16 protein-coding genes and 1 tRNA gene are annotated in these 18,330 nt (G+C 67.8%); 4 read left to right on the top strand and 13 right to left on the bottom strand.

The window, feature by feature from the left end; translation table 11 throughout:
• Nucleotides 1–22: 22 nt before the first annotated feature.
• Nucleotides 23–697 (bottom strand): DUF6445 family protein, encoded by a 675-nt coding sequence (locus MLG87_RS01390; RefSeq protein ID WP_243293437.1) that lies wholly within the window; start codon nucleotides 695–697, stop codon nucleotides 23–25.
• 292 nt (nucleotides 698–989) lie between these two features.
• Between MLG87_RS01390 and MLG87_RS01385 the strand changes: the two genes are divergently transcribed.
• On the top strand, nucleotides 990–1,934 hold the full coding sequence (locus MLG87_RS01385) for an RluA family pseudouridine synthase (RefSeq protein WP_243293436.1): 945 nt from the start codon (nucleotides 990–992) through the stop codon (nucleotides 1,932–1,934).
• A 121-nt stretch (nucleotides 1,935–2,055) separates the two neighbouring features.
• Here the strand turns inward: MLG87_RS01385 and MLG87_RS01380 are convergent, their stop codons facing one another.
• The 9 genes from MLG87_RS01380 to mltG form a co-directional block, all read right to left on the bottom strand.
• Nucleotides 2,056–3,687 (bottom strand): ABC-F family ATP-binding cassette domain-containing protein, encoded by a 1,632-nt coding sequence (locus tag MLG87_RS01380; protein ID WP_243293435.1) that lies wholly within the window; start codon nucleotides 3,685–3,687, stop codon nucleotides 2,056–2,058.
• Nucleotides 3,688–3,881: 194 nt separating this feature from the next.
• A complete protein-coding gene (locus tag MLG87_RS01375) occupies nucleotides 3,882–5,732 on the bottom strand; it encodes a mechanosensitive ion channel domain-containing protein (RefSeq protein WP_243293434.1) in 1,851 nt (616 codons plus the stop codon).
• Between the two features lie 100 nt (nucleotides 5,733–5,832).
• Nucleotides 5,833–6,018: a hypothetical protein gene (locus tag MLG87_RS01370; protein ID WP_243293433.1), complete on the bottom strand. Its 186-nt coding sequence runs from the start codon at nucleotides 6,016–6,018 to the stop codon at nucleotides 5,833–5,835.
• 79 nt (nucleotides 6,019–6,097) lie between these two features.
• Nucleotides 6,098–6,994 carry a proline dehydrogenase family protein gene (locus MLG87_RS01365; RefSeq protein ID WP_243293432.1) on the bottom strand — a complete coding sequence of 299 codons (897 nt, stop codon included), beginning with the start codon at nucleotides 6,992–6,994 and terminating at the stop codon, nucleotides 6,098–6,100.
• Nucleotides 6,995–7,158: 164 nt separating this feature from the next.
• Nucleotides 7,159–7,235: transfer RNA gene (locus MLG87_RS01360), tRNA-Lys, on the bottom strand.
• 63 nt (nucleotides 7,236–7,298) lie between these two features.
• A complete protein-coding gene (trpS, locus tag MLG87_RS01355) occupies nucleotides 7,299–8,288 on the bottom strand; it encodes a tryptophan--tRNA ligase (protein ID WP_243293431.1) in 990 nt (329 codons plus the stop codon).
• A 24-nt stretch (nucleotides 8,289–8,312) separates the two neighbouring features.
• Nucleotides 8,313–9,062, bottom strand: coding sequence for a site-2 protease family protein (locus MLG87_RS01350; protein ID WP_243293430.1), 750 nt, complete (start codon nucleotides 9,060–9,062; stop codon nucleotides 8,313–8,315).
• 37 nt (nucleotides 9,063–9,099) lie between these two features.
• Nucleotides 9,100–9,879: a TlyA family RNA methyltransferase gene (locus tag MLG87_RS01345; RefSeq protein WP_243293429.1), complete on the bottom strand. Its 780-nt coding sequence runs from the start codon at nucleotides 9,877–9,879 to the stop codon at nucleotides 9,100–9,102.
• Nucleotides 9,872–10,888: an endolytic transglycosylase MltG gene (mltG, locus tag MLG87_RS01340; protein WP_243293428.1), complete on the bottom strand. Its 1,017-nt coding sequence runs from the start codon at nucleotides 10,886–10,888 to the stop codon at nucleotides 9,872–9,874. Before mltG ends, MLG87_RS01345 begins: the two co-directional genes overlap by 8 nt.
• Before the next feature lie 48 nt (nucleotides 10,889–10,936).
• On the opposite strand from mltG, the gene MLG87_RS01335 reads away from it, so the two are divergent.
• Both MLG87_RS01335 and MLG87_RS01330 read left to right on the top strand, forming a co-directional pair.
• A complete protein-coding gene (locus MLG87_RS01335; protein WP_243293427.1) occupies nucleotides 10,937–12,367 on the top strand; it encodes an APC family permease in 1,431 nt (476 codons plus the stop codon).
• Nucleotides 12,364–13,485, top strand: coding sequence for a saccharopine dehydrogenase family protein (locus MLG87_RS01330; RefSeq protein ID WP_243293426.1), 1,122 nt, complete (start codon nucleotides 12,364–12,366; stop codon nucleotides 13,483–13,485). Before MLG87_RS01335 ends, MLG87_RS01330 begins: the two co-directional genes overlap by 4 nt.
• Here MLG87_RS01330 and rapZ read toward each other — a convergent pair whose 3' ends face one another.
• Both rapZ and secA read right to left on the bottom strand, forming a co-directional pair.
• Nucleotides 13,486–14,337, bottom strand: a complete 852-nt coding sequence (rapZ, locus tag MLG87_RS01325; RefSeq protein WP_243293425.1) for an RNase adapter RapZ — start codon at nucleotides 14,335–14,337, stop codon at nucleotides 13,486–13,488.
• A 102-nt stretch (nucleotides 14,338–14,439) separates the two neighbouring features.
• Nucleotides 14,440–17,058 carry a preprotein translocase subunit SecA gene (gene secA, locus MLG87_RS01320; protein WP_243293424.1) on the bottom strand — a complete coding sequence of 873 codons (2,619 nt, stop codon included), beginning with the start codon at nucleotides 17,056–17,058 and terminating at the stop codon, nucleotides 14,440–14,442.
• Nucleotides 17,059–17,197: 139 nt separating this feature from the next.
• Here secA and ndk point away from each other — a divergent pair, with 139 nt between their 5' ends.
• Nucleotides 17,198–17,617 carry a nucleoside-diphosphate kinase gene (gene ndk / locus MLG87_RS01315; RefSeq protein WP_026853946.1) on the top strand — a complete coding sequence of 140 codons (420 nt, stop codon included), beginning with the start codon at nucleotides 17,198–17,200 and terminating at the stop codon, nucleotides 17,615–17,617.
• A 79-nt stretch (nucleotides 17,618–17,696) separates the two neighbouring features.
• On the opposite strand, the gene MLG87_RS01310 is transcribed toward ndk, so the two are convergent.
• Complete coding sequence (locus MLG87_RS01310; protein WP_243293423.1) at nucleotides 17,697–18,170, bottom strand: hypothetical protein; 474 nt, start codon at nucleotides 18,168–18,170, stop codon at nucleotides 17,697–17,699.
• Nucleotides 18,171–18,330: the final 160 nt, after the last annotated feature.

Below are 18,330 nucleotides of genomic sequence, written 5' to 3'. Positions count from 1 at the left end.
CACCCTGCGGCTCGCCTCCGATTCAGTCCGCCATCCAGAAGAACAGGGCCGTCATGCGCTTGGTGGCGAGGTCATGGCCGAAGTAGCCGCTGGCGGAGTGCACCAGGTCGGCCCGGTAGAGCAGCAGGCGGTTGAACGCGTTCGGCACGGAGACATCCGGATGCCAGGCCTGCAGCGGCAGGCCGGTCACGCCCAGGGCCTCTCGCAGGTTGGCGTGCGGCGGCGGGCAGAGGTTCCCACCCAGGGCGCCGTTGGGATAGCGCAGGCGGAAGAAGGTCGTGCCCGCGGCCGCCGGCGCCTTCGGTGTCAGGTAGATCACGGCGGCGTAGCGGCAGAGCCGCCGGGAGTCCGTATGGGGCCGGGGCCCGGATTCCCGGGCGCCCACCACCTGCACCACGTTGTGGTTGAGGAAGGCCCCGTCCGGCGCGGTCTCCGACCACAGGCGCCGGGCGCCGGTCAGCTCCCGGACCTTGGCTTCGACCCGGGCCAGTTCCTCCGGGGCCAGGGCGTCCCGCGAGCGCATGCCCGGCCAGGTCTCCTGGGTGTACGGGAAGCCCATCTCCCAGGCTTCCAGGGCCCGGAAGCGCTCCACCAGGGCCATCGGATCCGGCAGGATGCCGTCCACGATCCAGTAGTCCCGCCCTTCGCTGGGCTTGCGGTAGGGAAGCCGCGGCGGAGCCGGCGGAGGCATGGTCATGGATCTCGCTCCAGTGCGGAAAACCCACAGCCTACCCTGGCCACAAAAAAAGGGGGGCTTTCACCCCCCCCACTCCCCCCCCCCGGGGAGAGTTTCTAGGAACCCTTGCGGCCAACCCCTGGACGTGGCGCTTCCTACCCTACGGCTTTAGAGTGGCGCAACTTGAGTAAAGGTGTCAGAAAAAAACGTGTTGTCATTTGCAATATTTAATCCCTATCCCAACACCTTTTCCGGGCTTAGCGATACCAAGGCATCATGGAAATCCGGCGAGTCCGGAGGGGCGGACCACCGCATGGGGCTCAACCAGGGCTACATCCACCGAGAGCAATTGGGTGCCGCGGCAGCCGGACAGACCTTGCTGGCCCACCTGGCCGCCCGGTACCCTCTGGCGGGCCCGGACCTGTGGCAGACCCGGATCCTGGAAGGCCAGGTGCGCCTCGATGGAGCCTCAGCGTTTCCCGATGCGGTCCTCCGGGCCGGCCAATGGATCACCTGGGCCCGCCCCCCCTGGGCGGAGCCTGAGGTTCCCCTCGCCACGGCGGTGCTCTACGAGGATGAGGACCTGCTCGCCGTGGCCAAACCCAGCGGCCTGCCCACCCTGCCCGGGGGCGGCGAATTCCTGGAGCACACCCTCCTGGCCCTGGTGCGCCGCCGGGCCCCGGAGGCCAGCCCCATGCACCGGCTGGGCCGGGGTACCTCGGGGCTGGTGCTCTTCGCGCGCACCGCGGCCGCCCGCGGCCCGCTCCAGGCCGCCTTCCAGGATGGACGGACCCGCAAGGTCTACCGGGCCCTCTGCCAGGGCCGTCCCGCCCAAGAAGCCTTCGAGATCGCCACGCCCATCGGGGAAGTGCCCTACGGCCCCCTGGGCACCCTCCACGCCGCCACCCCGGACGGACGTCCCTCTCTGAGCCGGGTCGCCGTCCTGGAGCGGCGGGCGGATGTTTCCCTGCTGGACGTGGAGATCCTCACGGGCCGGCCGCACCAGATTCGCATCCACCTGGCCTCAGCCGGGCATCCCCTGGTGGGAGACCCGCTCTACGGTCCCGGTGGAGGTCCGCTCCCGGGCACCGAGGCCCTGCCCGGCGACCCGGGCTACCTGCTGCATGCCCACCGGCTGGAGCTGAGACACCCCCACACCGGCGCCCGGCTCACCCTCGAATGCCCGCCGCCACCAGAGTTGCGGGTGCTTGATTTCAGCGAAAAGAGATCTGGAAGCGGAGAAGAACGGAGGAGCTGAGGAAAGCGGAAAAAAGAAGGGAAGTGAACCGCAGTCCCTCAGCTCTCCTCCGCATTTCAGCTCTCCTCCGCTTTCAAAATTCCTTATCCCTCACAGGCTCGGCGTGAAGGGTCAGGAAGCCTCAGTTGTGCACGCCCGGCGCCTCGCGGCCGGTGCGCTCCACGTACTCGGCGTAGGTGCCCGGGAAGAGCATCGGGCCCTCGTGCTCCTCGCCCGCCAGCTCCAGCACGCGGTTGGCGAGGCCGCGCAGGAAGGTGCGGTCGTGGGACACGAAGAGCATGGTGCCCTCGAAGTCCTTCAGGGCCTCGATGAGCATCTCCTTGGTGGCCAGGTCCAGGTGGTTGGTGGGCTCGTCCAGCACCAGGAAGTTGGGCGGATTGAAGAGCATGCGGGCCATCACCAGCCGTGACTTCTCGCCGCCGGAGAGCGCGCGGATGCGCTTGTCGACGTCGTCGCCGGAAAACTGGAAGGCGCCCAGCAGGTTGCGCAGCACGCCCAGGCCTTCCATGGGGAAGTCCTTCTGCATCTGCTCGAGCACGGTGAGCTCGGGATCCAGCAGGTCCAGGGCCTGCTGGGAGAAGTAGCCCAGGCTGAGGCTGGCCCCCAGCTTCACGGTGCCCGCGTCCAGCGGGACGGCCCCGGCCACCATCTTCAGCAGGGTGGACTTGCCGGCGCCGTTCCGGCCCATGACGCACCAGCGCTCGCCGCGGCGGATGTGGAGGGCGAACTGGTCGTAGAGCTTCTTCGGGCCGTAGGCCTTGCAGACGCCCTCCAGCATGGCCACGTCGTCGCCGGAGCGGCCGGGGATGCGGAAGTCCCACTTCACGATGCGGCGCCGCTTGGGCGGCTCCACGCGCTCGATCTTGTCCAGGGCCTTGATGCGGCTCTGCACCTGGGCCGCCTTGGCGGCGTGGGCGCTGAACCGCTCGATGAAGCGCTGCTCCTTGGCCAGCTTGGCCTGCTGGCGGGCGTAGGCGGCCTCCTGGTTGGCCTCGCGCTGCTCCCGCTCCCGCACGTAGAAGTCGTAGTCGCCGGAGTAGGTGACGATGTCGCCGCCGTCGATCTCCAGCACCTTGGTCACCACCCGGTTCATGAAGTCGCGGTCATGGCTGGTCATCAGCAGCGTGGCCGGCACGGACTTCAGGAAGGCCTCCAGCCAGAGGATGGACTCGATGTCCAGGTGGTTGGTGGGCTCGTCCATGAGCAGGACGTCGAAGTTGCCGAGCAGCACCTTGGCCATGGAGACGCGCATCTTCCAGCCGCCGGAGAGCGCGCCCACGTCGCCGTCGATCTGGGCGTCCTCGAAGCCGAGGCCGTGCAGGTAGGCCCGCGCCTTGGCTTCCAGCTCGTAGCCGCCCAGGTGCTGGTATTCCTCCTGCACGTGGCCGAAGCGCTCCAGGATGGCCTCCAGTTCCTCCGCCTTGTCCGGATCGGACATGGCATGTTCCAGGTCCAGCAGCTCGTGGTGCAGGTCGCCCAGGCGACCGCTGCCGGCGATCGCCTCGTCCAGCACGGGGCGTCCCGACATTTCGTCCACCTCCTGCCGGAAGTAGCCGAGAGTGAGCTTCTTGGGAAGCGTCACCGTGCCGTCGTCCGGCGCCTCCTCGCCCATGATCATGCGGAAGAGCGTGGACTTCCCCGCCCCGTTGGGCCCCACCAGGCCCACCTTTTCGCCGGGGTTCAGCTGGAAGTCCGCCTCGATGAACAGGACCTGCTTGCCGTACTGCTTGCTGACGCTGGAGAACGAGATCATGGGAATCCGATGCGCAGAATGGGTCGCCCGGCAGGCCTGGGCGGCGGAAGATCCAGAGACAGGGGATCGAGGTCGCGGAAAGCAGGATCCTCAAGCCTACGGTTCTTCCAGGGTACCACAGGGGCCCCGCCACGCCTGGACCCGCAACAACAGGCAGGAACACGGTGGAAGGGGGGTGCGAATCCCATCCAGGGTCAGGCCGGGGCGCCCCCGCGCGGTCCATGCATGAGCTCAACCACGGCCTGATTCAGGCGCAGGCGGGTCTCGTGGCGCTCGAAGGCGCGGGTGATGTAGCGGGCGCGGATCTCCACGCCGTTCAAGGTGGGCACCACGTTCAGACCCGGGGCGGCGGAGAAAGCCTGCACGCGATAGCGGGCTGTGGCGCGCTTCCACTCCTGCTCGGCCAGACGGGCGTTGGCCTCGGTCTGCTGCTCCACCAGCTTCTGGACGCCATCGATGACGGGATAGGGATCCTGGCCGGGCGGGATCAGCACCCGCAGCTCGTCCCACATCCACTGCCCCGAGGTGGAGAAATTGAAGAAGTGGCCCTCGATGGCGAAGTTGTTCACGAAGGCCACACGACGCCCCGTGGGGTGCCCGGCGTCGCTCCAGCTGCCCGTTTCCAGCACCACCGTGCGCAGCAGGCCGATCTCCACGACCTCGCCGCCCACGCCGCGGATCTCCACCCAGTCGCCCACGCGGATGCCGTTGCGGCCCATGAGGATGAACCAGCCGAAGAAGGCCACGATGAAGTCCTTGAGTGCCACCGTGAGGCCCGCGCCTGCCAGACCCAGCACGGTCGTGATCTGCCCCGGCATGCCGAAGATCACGAAACCGATGGCCAGGGCGCACAGCACCTGGACGCCGAGCTTCACCACGGTCCGCAGGGTTCCGGAACCCTTCTTGTCGCCCGCGGCCGCGCGGTGGAAAAGCTGGTCGATGGCCAATCCCGCCAGGTAGGCGGCCACCACCAGGCCCAGCACCCACAGGAGGCGCGAGAGCAGCGTGTGGAGGGCGGCATTCCGCTGGACATCGGCAATGCCCATCCAGTTGGCGTACACCTCCGCCAGCTCCTGCTGATCGAGGATGCGCCGGTTCATGCTGGCAAGCCGCTGCTGTACATCGCCATAGCGCCGCAGGTAGGAGACTGCTTCCTTCGCCTGTTCGCGTCCGGCGTCCGCCCCTCCTCCGGCCGCCCCCTTCACCAGGTTGGCCGCCCAGAACTTGGCGGCCTCCCGATCTTCTTTCTCCTTGTTGGCCTGGGCCTCGATGGTGGCGCGGCGCTGCGACAGGGCCTGGGCCTTGGCCTGGGCGGCCTGACGGGCCTGGACCAGACGGGCCAGCTTGCCACGCTGCACCCGCCATTCGCTCAGGCGGGCCAGGAGGCTCCCGGCCGGGAAGGCGGAGGCGGGGCGCCCCGCCGCGACGATCTGGGCGGATTCCTTGTCGCCGGCTTCGAACGCTTCCTTCAGCCGGCGGATCCGCGCCTGGGGATCGCCCCCGGCCCGGGCCAGGTCGTCGGAAGCCGCCTCCAGCTCGTCACGGTCCAGCTCCAGCTGGGCCTTGGCGACGTCCAGCTGATCCTCCAAGGGTCCCTTCTGGGATTCCCGGGCGGCAGCAAGCTGCTTGGTCAGCCGATCGATGGTCTGCTGGTCAGCCTCGAAGGTGGCCAGGGCCTTGGCTTTGAGGTCAGTCAGCTCTTTGAGCTCGGGCGTCTGCTGGATCTGGACGGTGGCCACCCGACGAAGCGCAGCGGCGAAGGCCAGATCCACCTCGTGATTGGCAAGCCGCTCGGCCTGCCGGGCCAGCTGCTGCTCCTCCGGCGTCGTGGCCAGGGTCAGGAGCATCCTCGCCGTGAGAAGGGGGCTCTGGTCCACCACCCACTCGCGCACGGGGGCCGCGCGGCGCGATCCCTTCTTCTTCGCGGCTGCTCCCTCCTCGGACTGCACCACCGGAGGCTGTTCGCGGGTCCACATCCAGCCGGCGACAGCCGCCCCACAAAGGAGCAGCAGGATGGCCGCGGGGACGAATGGACGGAGTTTCATCCCCTCCAGACAACCATGAACCGGGATGGAACGCAAAAACCCCGGAGGTCATCTCCGGGGTTTCTGCATCTCGGCCAAGGAATGGCGCAGCAGCGAGGGCTCAGCCCTTCTTCGGCGCGGGGGCCTTCTCCTTGGCACAGTCGGGGCAGCCCTTGCAGGAAGCGGCCTTGTTCTTTTCGCAGCAGGCCATCCCGCAGCCCTTCTTGGGCTCGGGCTTCTTCTCCTCGGCGGCGTAGCCCGCCAGGGCGAAGGAGCTCATCAGGACCAGCGCCAGCATCTTCTTCATGGAATTCTCCGTGGTCGTGGGACACGGCCCCACCGGAGCACCATAGCCGCACCCGGGGCTTTGTCCAAATGAATTGGGATCAGTGGCCGAACAGGTTCTTCAGCACCATGGCCGCCATGGCCGGATTGGCGCCCAGCCGGCGCTTCATGTAGGCGATGGCGAACTTCCAGTCCTCGGCGAAGGGCACGTAGAGGCGCATGATCTGTCCGCGCTTCACGATCTCCTGCTGGATCTCCGAGCGGGGAACGCCCATCAGCATCTGGAATTCGTAGGCATCCTTCGCCACGCCCTTCTTGTCCAGGTGATCGATGCAGCGCCGGATCAAGGGCTCGTCGTGGGTGGCGATCTCGGGGTAGTGGCCGTGGTCCAGCAGCAGCTGCACGTATTCGAAGAGCTTCTCCTTCATGTCGCGCTTGTCCTGCAGGGCCACCTCGGCAGGCTCCCGGTAGATGCCGATGCAGATGCGGACCTTGCAGGGCTTGAGGTGGAGGGCCTTGATGTCCTCGCCCGTGCGGAAGAGGCGGCTCTGCAGCACGATCCCGAAGTTGTCGAACTCGTTCCGGATGGCCTTGAACATCCGCAGGGTGACATCCGTGAAGTGCCGGTCCTCCATGTCCAGCGTGATATGGACGCCATGCACGGCCGCGGCGGCCACGATGCGGCGGAGGTTCTCCTGGCAGTAGGCCTCGCTCTCGTTGATGCCGAGCTGCGTGGGCTTGAGGCTGATGCTGGCGTTGGGACGGTCCTTCACCGCCTCGATCATTCGGAAATACACCTGGACCGTGGCTTCCACGTCCTCGCGCTTGAACACCTCCTCGCCCAGCAGGTCCAGGGTCGAGTAGAGTCCGGCCTTGGTGTGGATCTCGTCGACCTTGGCGATGCCACTGGCGATGCCCTTGCCCGCGCAGTACGGCGCGGCGAAGGTGCGAACCAGGCCACCCGGCATGAGGTCCAGAACGATGCGTTTCAGATCCACGGTGTTCCTCCCGTCATTCCTGCGTTTCCCGGTCCTTCGACACGACCGGACAGCCCTACAAATATACCGGCCTCCGTCCACGGCAGGGCGCCCCGCGCCGCGACATGTGACCGGGGAGACAGCACGAAAAAGCCCGCGGACTTTGGATCCGCGGGCTTCTGGTCTGGTGGTCCCTCCCGGACTCGAACCGGGGACCCTCTGATTAAGAGTCAGATGCTCTAACCAACTGAGCTAAGGGACCACGAGCAAAAGAAAGTCTACCAGGATGGGAACGGAACGCAAGCGCTCGTTCCCCGCCCCATTCCTAGAGGCTGGGCATCTTCATGGCCTGGCGGACTTCCACCATGGTCTCGGCAGCCACGGCGCGGGCCCGGGCGCTGCCGTCCTGCAGCACGGCTTCCAGGTCCGCCGGGTGGGCCAGGGAGGTCTCGATCTTCTCCCGCAGGGGCTCGATGCGCTGGATCATGGCCTCGGCCACCCGCTTCTTGCAGTCGAAGCAGCCGATGCCCGCGCGACGGCACTCGGTGTTCACCATCTGCACGGTGGCATCGTCGCTGAAGAGCTTGTGGAACTCGAAGACGGGGCAGATGTCCGGGTTGCCCGGATCGGTCTTGCGGACGCGGGCGGGATCCGAGGCCATCTGGCGGGTGCACTTCTCGAGGATGGTGGCGTTGGTGTCCCGCAGGTAGATGCAGTTCCCGTAGCTCTTGGACATCTTCCGCCCATCGAGGCCGGGCACCTTGGGCGTCGGGGTGAGCACGGCCTCGGGCTCCGGGAAGACATCCTCCTTGTAGAGGAAGTTGAAGCGGCGGAGTACCTCGCGGGCCAGCTCGATGTGGAAGAGCTGGTCTTCGCCCACGGGCACCTTGCGGGCCTTGTAGAGGATGATGTCGGCGGTCATCAGCAGGGGGTAGCCCAGGAAGCCGTAGCTGCCGAGATCCGCCACGGCGTTCTGCAGCTTCTCCTTGTAGGTGGGCACCCGCTCCAGCCAGGAGAGCGGCGTCACCATGGACAGCAGCAGGTGCAGCTCCGCATGCTCCTTCACCAGGCTCTGAACGAAGATCGTGGCCTTCTGCGGATCAAGTCCCGCCGCGAGGTAGGTGGCCGTCAGCTCCAGCGTGGCGGGCCAGATCTCCTCCACCGCTTCGTACTTCGAGGTCAGCGCATGCCAGTCCGCGATCATGTAGAAGGCCTCGCCCTGGCCCTGGAGCCGCGTGAAGTTGTCCAGGGCTCCCACCAGGTGGCCGATATGCTGGGAGCCCGAAGGCTGGATGCCGGAAAGGATGCGTTGCATGACGACTCCGAGGGTGCGCGTGGATCAGAAATGGAGGACGAGGCGGGCGACGAGTTCGATGCCGTAGAACACCAGTCCGAACACGGGGCCCAGGACGTAGCCCAGGAGGCCCGTGAGGGCCAGCACGATGAGGATGCCGCCCATCCAGGGCTGGACTCGGTCGAACTTCGGCAGCCAGCGCCAGGGCAGGAAGCCCCGCAGGATGCCGGCTCCATCCAGTGGTCCCATGGGCAGCAGGTTGAAGAGGGCCAGGCCGATGTTGATGAGCACCAGGCGGCCCAGGAGGGCCAGGAAGAGTGTGGTGGTCGTGCCCAGCTGAAGCACCTGGAGGCTCTCCACCTTGCCGGCCAGGAGCGACCGGGCGAAGACCCGGAATTCCTGCTCGGGGACGGGCGCCACGCCCTTCACCACCAGGAGCATGATCCCCAGGAAGACCACGGCCTGGACCAGGTTGGAGGCCGGCCCGGCGCTGGCCACGAAGGCGTAGCCCACGCGCTGGGTGAAGCGGCGGGTCAGCTTGCGGGGATCCACGGGCACGGGCTTGGCCCAGCCGATGAAGGGGAAGCCGGTGGCCATGCCCAGCAGGGGGAACACGAAGGTGCCCAGCAGGTCCATGTGGGCCAGGGGGTTCAGGGTCATCCGGCCCAGCCGCGCCGCCGTGTCGTCCTCCAGCAGGTAGGCCGCCGTGGCGTGGCTGGCTTCGTGCACGCTCAGGCTGAAGAGGAGGGCCACATAGCTGACGAGGATGGTGGGGATGGAAAGGCTGTCGAACACCTGGGCTCCGGCAATCCCTCAGTGTACAAGCTGCGGCTCAGAGCCCCAAAGCGGCCATGGCCGACCCCAGGTCCCCGGCGGCGCCGGCCAGCCCCAGCCGCAGGAGGAACTCCGTGTTGCCCTCCCCGCCCTTGATGGGGCTTTCGGCCAGGTCCAGGGGATGCAGGTCCGTGCCCTCGAAGAAGGCCCAGGTCTCCACCAGCACGCGCCGGTGGACGGCGGGATCGCGCACGATGCCGCCCGCGCCCACGTCCTCCCGGCCCGCCTCGAACTGGGGCTTCACCAGCAGCACCGCCTCGGCGCCGGGTTCCAGGCTCGGCAGCACCGGCGGGATGGCCAGCCGCAGCGAGATGAAGCTCAGGTCCGCCACCAGCAGGCTGCAGCGCTCGGGGATGGCGGCCGGGTCCCAGGTGCGGAGGTTCACCTGCTCCATGGACACCACTCGCGGATCGCTCCGCAGCTTCCAGTGGAGCTGGTTGGTGCCCACGTCCACCGCATAGACCTTCGCCGCGCCGCGCTGGAGCAGGCAGTCCGTGAAGCCGCCCGTGCTGGCGCCGGCATCGAAGCAGATCCTCCCGGCGGGGTCGATGCCCCAGCGGTCCAGGGCCCCGGCCAGCTTGAGCCCGCCCCGGCTCACGAAGGGGAGCGCATCGCCCCGCAGCCGGATGGGCGCGGCCTCGTCCACGGCGGTGCCCGCCTTGGTGACAGGGCGGTCGCCCACCAGCACATCGCCCGCGAGGATGCGCGCCTGGGCCTTGGCGCGGGTTTCGCACAGGCCGCGCTGCACGAGGAGCTGGTCCAGCCGGACCTTAACCACGAATCGCCTTCTTCTGCCGGGCCAGCTCCTTGCGGTAGGTCCCCACGTTCCGGTTGTGGTCGCGCAGGTTCGCCGCGAAGCTGTGGCCGCCCCGGCCCGTGGCCACGAAGTAGAGGTCCTTGCCGGAGAGCGGCTCCTTCGCCGCCGCGATGGCCGAGGGGCTGGGAACGGCGATGGGCGTGGGCGGCAGGCCCTTCACGGTATAGGTGTTGAAGCGGCTGGGCCGCCGGATGTCCTCCGGCGTGGGCGCCGTGAAGCGCAGGTCGCCGGTTACCCACCGGGCATAGAGGCTGGTGGGATCGCACTGGAGGCGCATGCCGATCTTCAGCCGCTTCAGGTAGACGCCCGCTACCTTGGGCTGCTCCTCGGGCAGCTTCGTCTCCTTCTCCACCAGGCTCGCCAGGATCAGGGTCTCGTAGGGCGGCAGCGCGCCCCCCTCGAGCCTGGGCCGGACCTGGTTCCGGAAGGCCTCCACGAGCATGAGCATGATCTCCTCGGGCTCCATGGCGTGGTGCAGCTTGTAGGTGGCCGGCGCCACCAGGCCTTCCAGGCTTTCCGCATCCTCGAACCCGGCGGTGCGGGCCAGTCGGGGGCTCTTCCACAGGGTCCAGAAGACATCCTCGGGCACGAAGTCCTTGAGGCGCTTCTGCACGGCCCAGGCGTGGGCCCCTTCGGGGATGGACACCTGGGTGAAGTGGATCTCCGCCCGGCGCAGCTTCCCCGTGACGTCCGACAGGCTGGCCCGGGGCTCGAACGTGTACTCACCGCGGATGAGCTGGAGCTTCCGGGCCCGGGCCCAGAGCTTGAAGAGCGAGGCGGATCGGATCACCCCATCCCGCTCCAGCTGGTCGGCGATCTGGTTGATGTTGGCGCCCTTCTTCACCAGGACGGTGGCCTCCTGGCGCAGGGGCCCCCGCCCTTTCCAGGCCCACCAGCCGCCCGCCGCCGGAGCCGCGGCCAGGATGAGGATGGCCAGGAAGAGCCTGAGGGACATGGAAGAACGCGCCATGCCTCCAGAATGCCGTGATAGCGTGGATCCATCCACCCAAGGAACCCAATGAGCGCCCCCGGCTACCGCCGCCACGTCGGATTGTTCTCGGCCACCATGCTCATCGCCGGCTCGATGATCGGCTCGGGCGTGTTCATCGTCGCCGCGGACATGGTGCGGACGGGGGGCTCGGGGGGCTTCCTGCTGGTGGCCTGGGGCCTCACGGCGGTGCTCACACTCTTCGCGGCCCTCAGCTACGGGGAGCTGGCGGGGATGTTCCCCCAGGCGGGCGGCCAGTACACCTACCTCCGGGAGACCTACGGCCCGGCCGTGGGCTTCCTCTACGGCTGGACCTTCTTCGTGGTCATCGAGTGCGGCACCATCGCCGCCGTGGCCGTGGGCTTCGGGAAGTACCTGGGCAGCTTCCTGCCGGCGGTCACGGATTCGGCCTGGATGGGCCCCCACCTGGACGTGCCCCTGATGAAGGTCACCCACGCCATCGCCGTGGGGCCCTACCACCTGGGCCTCACGCCCTCCCGCCTGTCCGGCATCGCGGTCGTGCTGCTGCTGAGCGCCGTGAACCTCTACGGCGTGAAGCTGGGCTCCCGCATCCAGGATCTCTTCACCGTGGCCAAGATCGGCGGCCTCGCGGCGCTGGTGCTGCTGGGCCTGCTGCTGAAGCCCACCGTGGCCCCTTCCCAGGCCCCCTTCGTCGCCGGCGACAGCGCCGCCCTGCCTTTCCTCACGGCCCTGCTGGTGGTGCAGACCGGAAGCCTCTTCTCGGCGGACGCCTGGAACGCCATCACCTTCATCGCCGGGGAGGTGAAGGAGCCGAGGCGGACCATCCCCTACGCCCTGCTCGTGGGCACCACGCTGGTCTGCGGCCTCTACATCCTGGCCAACGCCGCCTACCTGAAGGTGCTGGGCCCCACGGGCATCGCCCACGCCCCCCAGGACCGGGTGGGCAGCGCGGCCCTCCAGGCCCTGCTGGGCAGCGGCGGCGGCCTCATCATGGCCGGCAGCATCCTGATCTCGATGTTCGGCTGCCTCAACGGGCTCATCCTCTCCGGCGCCCGCGTCTACCAGCGCATGGCGGAGGACGGCCTGTTCTATCCGAAGGCGGCCACCCTCAACGAGCACGGGGTTCCGGGCTTCGGCCTGTGGATCCAGGCGCTCTGGACCTGCGCGCTCACCCTCACGGGCACCTACGGCCAGCTGCTGGACTTCGTGATGCTGCCCACGATCCTCTTCTACGTCCTGGCCGTGGGCGGGATCTTCCTCCTGCGCTGGCGGCGGCCCGACCTCGAGCGCCCGGTGAAGGTCTGGGGCTACCCCTTCGTCCCGGGGCTGTACCTCTTCGGCGCCATCGCCATCATCGGCGCCCTGTTCATCCACCGTCCCAGCTATTCCTGGCCCGGCCTGGCCCTGGTGGCCCTGGGCTGGCCGGTCTACCTCGCCGTGAAGCCCCGCGCCGCGGCCCCTGAAGGGAGTCTCCCATGACACATGTCGTCGTTCTCGGAGCGGGCCGCGTCGGCGGCGCCATGGCCAAGGATCTCGCCCCGGATTTCAAAGTCACCGTCGCCGACCGCTCCGAAGCCGCCCTGGCCCGCATGAGGGGCGCGGGCCTGGCCACGCGTCCCGGGGATCTGGCCACGCCGGATGGCGTAAAGGCCGCCGTGGCGGATGCTGACCTGGTGGTGGGGGCCGTGCCCGGCTTCATGGGCTTCGCCACGGCCAGGGCCGTCCTGGAGGCCGGCAAGCCGCTGGTGGACATCTCCTTCTTCGACGAGGACTGCTTCGAGCTGGACGCCCTGGCCAAGGCCCAGGGCCTCACCGCCATCGTGGACTGCGGCGTGGCGCCCGGCTGCGGCAACATCATCCTGGGCGACACCGCGCGGCAGTGGGACCACGTGGACACCTTCGAGTGCCTGGTGGGCGGCCTGCCCGCGGTGCGGACCTGGCCCTACGAATACAAAGCCGGCTTCAGCCCCATCGACGTCATCGAGGAGTACACCCGGCCCGCCCGCTACGTGAAGGACGGCCGCATGGTGACACTGCCCGCGCTTTCGGAGCCTGAGCTGCTGGATTTCGAGGGCCTGGGCACCCTGGAGTCCTTCAACACCGACGGGCTCCGCAGCCTCATCCGGAGCTTCCCCCAGGTGCCGGACATGAAGGAGAAGACGCTCCGTTACCCCGGCCACATCGAAAAGATGCGCATGCTGCGGGAATCCGGCTTCTTCCGGAAGGAGAAGCTGCAGTTGGCCGGCGTGGAGATCAGCCCGCTGGACCTCACCACCGCCCTGCTCTTCCCCATGTGGTTCATGGAGGAGGGCGACGAGGACTTCACGGTCATGCGGGTCACCGTATCCGGCCTCAAGGACGGCCAGCGCATGCGCCGGGAGCTGAACCTGCTCGACCGCTACGATCCCGCCACGAAGACCACCTCCATGGCCCGGACCACCGGCTACACCTGCACGGCCGCGGTGCGGCTCCTCGCCCGGGGCGGCTATTCACACCAGGGCGTCAACCCGCCGGAATTCCTGGGCCAGGAGCCCGGCGCCTGGGACTTCATCCGGGGGGAGCTCGCCAAGCGCGGCGTGGTGTTCACCGAATCCTGATCAGCCGTTCAGCTCCCGGTGGCGCACCGTGAGGGCGGCCACGTCGTTCCGGAGCCGGTGGGCGAGCAGCTCCACCAGGGCCACGGAGCGGTGCTGGCCGCCGGTGCAGCCGATGGCAAGGGTGTGGTAGGCGCGGCCCTCCTGGCGCACCAGGGGCAGGGACCAGCGCAGCCAAGACTCCGCCCGCTCCAGAAACTCCCGGAAGTCCGGGGATTCCAGCAGGTACTCCTGCACGGGGGAATCGCACCCCGTGAGCGGCTTGAGGGCTTCGACGTAGTAGGGATTGGGCAGGAAGCGGGCATCCAGCACCACGTCCGCATCCGCCGGCACGCCCTTCTTGAACCCGAAGCTGAGGAGGCGGACCGCCGTGCCCCGAGTCGGCAGCTGCGGCACCAGGGTCGCGATGCGCTGGCGCAGGTCTGCCAGGCTCAGGCCCGTGGTATCGAGAATGGTGGTGGCCAGGGCGCGGATCGGGGCGAGCAGCTCCCGCTCCCGCTGGATGCCTTCCCCCGCGGAGCCCAGCAGGGCCAGGTGATGCGGACGCCGGGTTTCGGAATACCGGCGCAGCAGCACGCTGTCGTCCGCCTCCACGAAGACCACCTGCACCGGAACCTGGCTGGCGGCCAGCCGCTCCAGTAGGGGGCCGAACGCCTGCGCGAAGTCCGCCTGGCGGCTGTCCATCCCCACCACCAGGCGCTCCCGGCCCGGCCGGAGCTTCGACTCCAGCTCGATCAGGGGCTCCAGGAGCCGGGGCGGGACGTTGTCCAGGGCCGTGCAGCCGCTGTCCTCCAGCGCGCCCAGCACCGAGTGGCGGCCGGCGCCGGAGAGTCCCGTGACGACGATGAGTTCCATGGACTAGAAGCTATCAGCTGTCAGCTGTCAGCCATCAGCAAAAACAGCGGGCCCCAGCCGGGGCCCGCCGCAATGCGTAACTGAGAGCTGACAGCCAGGAATTCAGTCTTCCAATCCGCCGGCCGTGAAGCGCAGCACCCGCTGGATGCCGTCGGGGGCGTTGCCCTGCTCGTCGGGACCCAGCTCGATGGTGTCGCCGGGACCCCGGAAAAGATCCTCGTCCGGCGTGTAGGCCGGCTGGGGCTCCACGCGGTAGAGGTAGGAGATGATCTCGTCCTCGTAGCCGAAGCGCATCTGCTCGAAGTACTCGTAGCTCTCGCGCTTGTACTCCACGAGGGGATCCTTCTGGCCGTAGCCGCGGAAGCCGATGGCCTCCTTCAGGTGGTCCATGACCAGCAGGTGGCGCTTCCAGGCCGCGTCGATGATCTGGAGGATGGACCAGCGCTCGTAGCTGCGCATGCCCTCGCCGCCCAGCCGCTCGTCCTTGCCCTCGTAGTACTTCTGCACCAGCGCGATCAGCGCCTCGGTAGCCTGGGCCTGGGGCATGTGGCCGACAGCGTCCACTTCCTCGCCGGAGAGGGTGAATAGCTGCTCCACGCGCTCGCGGAAACCGGCGAGATCGCGCTCCCCCTTGTCCTGCAGGAAGTCGTTGGCGAGCCCTTCGGCGATCTCCCCGGCCACGCGCAGCACGTAGTCCTTGGTGTTGCCCTTGAGGATCTCCGTGCGCAGGCCGTAGAAGAAGATGCGCTGCTTGTTCATCACGTCGTCGTACTCGAGCAGGTGCTTGCGGATCTCGAAGTGGTGGGCTTCCACGCGCTTCTGGCTCCGCTCGATGGCCCGGGTGACCATGCCGGCCTCGATGGGCTCGTCATCGTTCATGCCCATGGCGCCCATGAGGTTCTTGATCCGGTCGCCGCCGAAAATCCGCATCAGGTCGTCCTCGAGGGACAGGTAGAAGCGGCTGCTGCCGGGGTCGCCCTGGCGGCCGGCGCGGCCGCGGAGCTGGTTGTCGATGCGGCGGCTCTCGTGGCGCTCCGTGCCGAGGATATGCAGGCCGCCCAGGCCCACCACCTCTTCGTGCTCCGCCGCGGTCTGCTGGCGCATCTGCTCCACAAGGGCGGAGAACTCGGCGGTCTCGAGTCCCTCCTCGTCGTAGAGGGCGATGCCCTGCTTCTTGGCTTCCAGCCGGGCCATGCCCTCGGGATTGCCGCCCAGGATGATGTCCGTGCCGCGGCCGGCCATGTTGGTGGCGATGGTGACCGCGCCTTTGCGGCCCGCCTGGGCCACGATCTCAGCCTCGCGCTCATGGTGCTTGGCGTTGAGCACCACGTGGGGGATGCGGGCCGTCTTGAGCGCGTCGGCGAGGTCCTCGCTGCTCTCGATGCTGGCGGTGCCCACCAGGACCGGCTGCCCCTTGGTGTGGAGTTCCCGGATCTCCTCGACGATGGCCTTCTTCTTCCCCTTGCGGGTCGAGTACACCGTGTCCGCGAAGTCCTTGCGGATCATGGGCATGTTCGTGGGGACGATGATGACGTCGAGCTTGTAGATGGAGTGCAGTTCCGTGGCCTCGGTCTCGGCCGTGCCGGTCATGCCGGCGAGCTTGCCATACATGCGGAAGAAGTTCTGGAAGGTCACGGTGGCAAGGGTCTGGTTCTCCGCGTTGACCTCCACGCCCTCCTTGGCCTCGATGGCCTGGTGCAGGCCGTTGGACCAGCGGCGGCCCGGCATGAGGCGGCCCGTGAACTCGTCCACAATGACCACTTCCATGCCCTTGCCGTCCTCCTTGGGACGCACCATGTAATCCACGTCCAGCTTGTAGAGGTTGTGGGCCAGCAGGGCCTGGTTGAGGCCGTGCAGGGTCTCGATGCTGCCGGGATCGTAGAGGTTGGCCACGCCCAGCAGCTGCTCCGCGCGGTGGATGCCGTCATCCGTGAGCATCACCTGGCGGTCCTTCTCGTCCACCTTGTAGTCGGCCTCGAGTTTGAGCTTGGGGACGATGGCATCGATGCGGAAGTACTTGGAGGTGTCCTCCTCGCTGCTGCCGGCGATGATGAGCGGCGTGCGGGCCTCGTCGATGAGGATGGAGTCCACCTCGTCGACGATGGCGTAGTGGAAACCGCGCTGGGTGAATTCCTCCAGGTCCCACTTCATGTTGTCGCGGAGGTAGTCGAAGCCCAGCTCGTTGTTGGTGGCGTAGGTGATGTCGCAGGCGTAGGCGTCGCGACGCTCCTGGTCGTCGAGGCCGTGCTGGATGACACCGATGGTGAGGCCCAGCCAGGAGTAGAGGCGGCCCATCCACTCAGCGTCGCGCCGGGCCAGGTAGTCGTTCACGGTGACCAGGTGGGCGCCCTTGCCCGCCAGGGCGTTGAGGTAGAGGGGGAGCGTGGCGGTGAGGGTCTTGCCCTCGCCCGTCCTCATCTCGGCCACCTTGCCTTCGTGGAGCACCATGCCGCCCACGAGCTGCACATCAAAGTGCCGCATCTTGAGGACGCGCTTGCTGGCCTCCCGGGCCACGGCGAAGGCCTCGGGCAGGATGTCCTCCAGGGTGGCGCCGCTCGCCAGCTTCTCCCTGAGGTAGGGCGTCTTGGCCTTCAGGGCCTCGTCGCTCAGCGCCGAAATCTCAGGTTCCAGGGCGTTGATGGTCTGGACCTTGGCCCACAACCGCTTCAGCTCTCGGTCGTTCTTGGAACCGATGAGTTTCTTCAGGAGATTGTCGATCATGGACCCGTCCAGTCGCGTAAACCATTGATTGTAGCGTGACAGGTGGCCCATGCCCAGTGGAGGTGCGGCATCCCAAGCCTCCTTGGTTGCCGAAGTTACCCTGTCCAGGCAAACTGATCGTTTGGAAAATGGAGAAACCATGGCCCTCGAACGCACCTTTGCCATCGTCAAGCCCGACGCCGTCAAGGACGGCCACATGGGCGAGATCCTCACCGCCATCGAGCAGAGCGGCCTGAAGATCGTGGGCCTGAAGCTGACCCGCCTCACGCCCGCCATCTGCCAGGGCTTCTACCACGAGCACGTGGGCAAGGGCTTCTACGCCGAGCTGGAGGCTTTCATGACCGAGGGGCCCGTGGCCATCATGGTGCTCGAAGGCGAGAACGCCATCCTCCGCTGGCGCGACCTCATGGGCGCCACCAACCCCGCCAACGCCGCCGAGGGCACCCTGCGCAAGCGCTTCGGCGCCAGCATCGGCCGCAACGCCACCCACGGCAGCGACAAGCCCGAGAGCGCCAAGTTCGAGGTCAGCTACTTCTTCAACGCCTTCGAACAGTTCTGATCGTTTCGGGGCAGAGCCCCTTGCGAAAATCGGCGCCGAACGGCGCCGATTTTCGTATGAACGGAAGGTGGACGGAACCTCACCCCTCCATCACCGCCTGCAGGGCGGCCTGGCAGAGGCGCCGCACGCCCGTCTGCAGGTCCGCGCTCTGGAGGGTCTTCTCGCTGAGCCACTGGCCGCCGGTGGGCGGTGGAGGCACCAGATCCTCGGGCGCCTTGGTGCGGAGCAGGTGGCTCAGGTAGAGGCGCTGCTGCCCTTCGAGCCCTTCCAGGCGGAGCAGCCAGGGCGTGGGCAGACGGCTGGTGCGTTCGTCGAACACCACGGGAAGCTTGGAAGTGTCCACGAACCGATAGGGCATGCCCCAGCCGGCTTCGATCTGCGCGCTCAGCAAGGCCGTGGGCAGGAAGCCCGGCGACCATGGAATCTGGACCGGCATGAGCAGGCCCCGGTTCGGCGCGTGGGGCGAGGGCACGAGCAGCACGTAGGGCGTCCGTCGGCCGTGGACCAGCACCCCCTCGATGAAGGTGGTGAGATGGACCGGGCCTTCGGCCATCAGGGCCTCCCTTCAAATTGGATGCGAGCCGCGACGCCGGCCAGCCACGCCCCTGGCAAGGCGCCGGCCGCAGGGCGATGCGGGACATCGTTCAAGGCTGGCAACACCGCCAGAGGTGTGGCTGGCCACGTCCCGGAGGGCAAGGGGCGGCGCCCTGCGC

Origin of the sequence: Geothrix mesophila (assembly GCF_022808835.1) — a bacterium.
GTDB classification, from domain to species: domain Bacteria; phylum Acidobacteriota; class Holophagae; order Holophagales; family Holophagaceae; genus Geothrix; species Geothrix paludis.
Note: the sequence above shows the minus strand (reverse complement) of the source record. Positions and strands in the feature narration are given on the sequence as shown.